Origin of the sequence: Ectobacillus panaciterrae DSM 19096, assembly GCF_000430785.1 — a bacterium.
Taxonomy (GTDB): domain Bacteria; phylum Bacillota; class Bacilli; order Bacillales; family Bacillaceae_G; genus Ectobacillus; species Ectobacillus panaciterrae.
The window spans coordinates 1-3,240 of the sequence record NZ_AUMR01000165.1; the positions used below are offsets into that span (position 1 = coordinate 1).

The following is a 3,240-nucleotide window of genomic DNA, read 5'->3' on the forward strand; positions in this document are numbered from 1 at the left end:
GCTCCTGGGAACCATCCTCGCTGTGGCACACCATTTTGGCAAAACATCCACTCGCCATTATTATTTAAGCTCCAGCCATTTGAACATGTTGGTGGTGGATTTTGTGGATTTCGATTATCGATACCATCTATTCCCCAGTCGCAGATGAATTCTTGTTGGCAGACTGGACCCGTCCATGTTCTCTTACGGTTAATATGAACATGAGGAAGTGGGTTTCCTCCAGGTAGAACAACAAAGGTGCCTCTTAGTGCCAACTGCCCAATGATATCCCCTGCCTTTATCACCTGACCACGAGTTACAGATGGTTCAACGTGAACATATTCGGTGATAATCCCATCCGATAAGATACCTACTGCAGTTGGATTGCATTCCCGTTGTAAACAACTAATGTCACCCTGCACGCATATACAAGACGAGTTACCTGTGTTTGCCGATGTTATGGCATATTCCACTATTCCTGACTCAATAGCGCGCACAGATGTACCGAAGTTTGCACCATTAAATGTATAGTCTCTACCGGGATGGTTTGTACTACAAGGGGTCCGCAATTCGATTTGTTGTGCTGGCACATTAAAGGGTACAGCCTTATATAGATGAAAAGGTGACTGAATGATTGTAAATGGGGGTGCGGGACAAGCCATTTTTTTAAAACCTCCTAAATTAAACTTTTTATGATGCTTGTACATATTCAATATATACAGGGTTCAACAGATTGCTTGGACATCTATCAACATGATTTGTATATCGTATACATGTGAAGTTTACATAACATCTCATTATCGGCAGTCAATGTATCTCAGACTCTATAAAAATACCCTTCAGACCTTGTGTTCTGAAGGGATTTCATGTTCACATAATCAGTGTTATCGGAATTCAACCTATCTATCATTTTATCAGTTAAAGATAATATACATATAAAAAAGGAGATGGTCGTATGGCACGCTCGATCGATATATCCACAAACAAACATCAATTATTACTTTATGATGGTGATAGGTTAATAAAAGTGTATCCCATTGCTGTTGGCAAAATGTTAACCCCAACACCTTCAGGAATATATACAATTATCAATAAACAACGCAATCCCGGAGGTCCTTTCGGGGTATTGTGGATGGGTTTATCAAAGCCTCATTATGGAATACATGGAACGAACAACCCTTCTTCTATTGGTAAGAATGTATCACATGGATGTATTAGAATGTATAACCATGATGTTATAAAATTATCATCAATGGTTCCTATTGGAACACGTGTCCATATTCATAAATAAGGTTCTAAATTAGAACAATATTTTCTTTTATTTTTACTATTTTTAGTTTAAACCATTTTTTAAATTGAACATTAGTTTACATAACCTGTTATTATCAGAAGTCAATGTATCTAAAGTACTACAAAAAAACCTTCAGCGATCTGAAGGGTTTTCGGGTTTACATAATCAGTGTTATCGGAAGTTATTTTTGTTTATTTAGAATAGGTTCTCATACCATTAACAAAGTGGAATCTAGCTCTTTAGTAGTTTGTTGTTGTAAAGAATAAATTTAAAAACATCTATTTCTTGTCCTTTATCATCTGAAATAGTTTCTACAAAAATCCATCCTCTATTTTGATAGTAAGTTGAAGCATTTTCTGTTCTTAAATATAATTCTTTATAATCTAATTCCTTAACAATTTTTAATGTTTCACTTATTAATTTCTGTCCTACACCTTTGCTACGATGTTCAGGTTTTGTATATAAAGAAGCAAGCCAAGGCTTATATATTTCTCGTTCTTTTAAATCATTTTCAAATATTGATACTGTGCCTATACATTCATTTTCTTCTATTGCTATTAAAGTAATTGGGAATTGTTGAGAGTGTTTGTTTGAAAAATATGTAAAAACGTCATCAAAAGTCATTTTACTACCTGTATTAATTACAAATTCTTCATATATCATATTTGAAACATCATGAATAAAGTCAGCTTGGTTTTTCAATAAATCAATAACCATAAAATATTCTCCCTTTATTCTTTTCTTTTATTATACTTTATTTCTTCCACTAAACTGTTTCGTCCATCAAATAAAGAACAATGACTATTCTATACATATGAAGTTTACATAACATATTATTATCGGAAGTCAATGTATCTATAAGCCTACAAAATCAATGTTATCGGAAGTGAAAATTGGGTTATCCTAACAGGCTATTATGTATGGGTTGAGAACTGTTTTGGACTTTTTTCTTATAATCCATGTAAAGCAACAGCACCAAAAAGAGCAAAAGTAACACCATAGACATAGGTATGAGCCATAGCATAGAAGCCTCTATTTTGAATCCAACAAAAAGCATCAATATTGAAATGACAGGGGCCATAATATAAAAGGGTTTTGCATTGTATAGCCAACCATAGGGAAAGAAATGAGCCCCTACTATTACGGCAAAGAAAAGAACCATTTCATTTGGACTTTTCATGCCTGCCCAGAACAATATGGGAAAATAAATAAGTTGTGCAAGATTCAAATATAGTCCTAAACTGCCTAATGGAATATGCTTAAACTTCCAATCTGCTTTTATCAATGCTGACATAGTAACGGATAAAGGGAACATGAGACCTGTTGAGAATAGCATGAAAATATTCTTCTGGAAGATTTCAATTGGTTGTAGAAATATCACTGTGATAATTGTCCAAATGATTGAAGCTGACAATAGGAACGCTATCCCGTTTTTGCCCCCTACTGATAACTCATTTTTGGTCTTCATTAAATGTAAAGAGTCTTGTGTCATTGTAATTCTCCCTTCTCAAATCCATTCTACTTTTTGATCATTCTGGCAAAATAACAAACCCCTTCCCGTTCAGAGAGAGGTTTTATTCGTTCTTACAATCTGTTTTTTCTAAGTAAGGAAAGCCCTGTAAGAGAAGCTCCAAATGTAATTACAATTCCAACAGCAAGGATTCCCAAGGACACAATATTGTTAGGAATCAACTTAGCACAAGCCGATAAGAGTGCCCCGAAAGTTACTAACCAGACTAAACCCATCAGATTAGTCCAACCTGTTTTTTTGTCATGACTCACCCCCCCTTTTTTCCTAATTGTACCATTTGGAAGAAGCGATTTGTTGTACAAATTTGGATGTATATCCTATTCATGTCAGGTTTACATAACATATCATTATCGGCAGTCAATGAACCTCAGACGCTATAAAAATCCCTTCAGACCTTGTATTCTGAAGGGATTTCTTGTTCACATAATCAGTGTTATCG

At 34.8% G+C, this 3,240-nt stretch carries 4 protein-coding genes; 1 reads left to right on the plus strand and 3 read right to left on the minus strand.

What is annotated here, in order from left to right; translation table 11 throughout:
• Positions 1-641 (minus strand): M23 family metallopeptidase (locus H540_RS34265; protein WP_034671675.1); only part of this gene is annotated, 641 nt, incomplete at its 3' end.
• Between the two features lie 293 nt (positions 642-934).
• On the opposite strand from H540_RS34265, the gene H540_RS0121810 reads away from it, so the two are divergent.
• Positions 935-1,270 (plus strand): L,D-transpeptidase, encoded by a 336-nt coding sequence (locus H540_RS0121810; RefSeq protein WP_028402378.1) that lies wholly within the window; start codon positions 935-937, stop codon positions 1,268-1,270.
• A gap of 231 nt (positions 1,271-1,501) precedes the next feature.
• On the opposite strand, the gene H540_RS0121815 is transcribed toward H540_RS0121810, so the two are convergent.
• Entirely contained in the window at positions 1,502-1,987 is a 486-nt protein-coding gene (locus H540_RS0121815) for a GNAT family N-acetyltransferase (RefSeq protein ID WP_028402379.1), read from the minus strand.
• Positions 1,988-2,168: 181 nt separating this feature from the next.
• Positions 2,169-2,762, minus strand: a complete 594-nt coding sequence (locus H540_RS0121820) for a DUF7010 family protein (RefSeq protein ID WP_028402380.1) — start codon at positions 2,760-2,762, stop codon at positions 2,169-2,171.
• Positions 2,763-3,240 lie beyond the last annotated feature (478 nt).

Coding starts and splice junctions, on each gene's coding strand:
- H540_RS0121815 (WP_028402379.1), bottom strand. CDS start 1,987: ATGGTTATTGATTTATTGAAAAACCAAGCTGACTTTATTCATGATGTT.
- H540_RS0121820 (WP_028402380.1), bottom strand. CDS start 2,762: ATGACACAAGACTCTTTACATTTAATGAAGACCAAAAATGAGTTATCA.
- H540_RS0121810 (WP_028402378.1), top strand. CDS start 935: ATGGCACGCTCGATCGATATATCCACAAACAAACATCAATTATTACTT.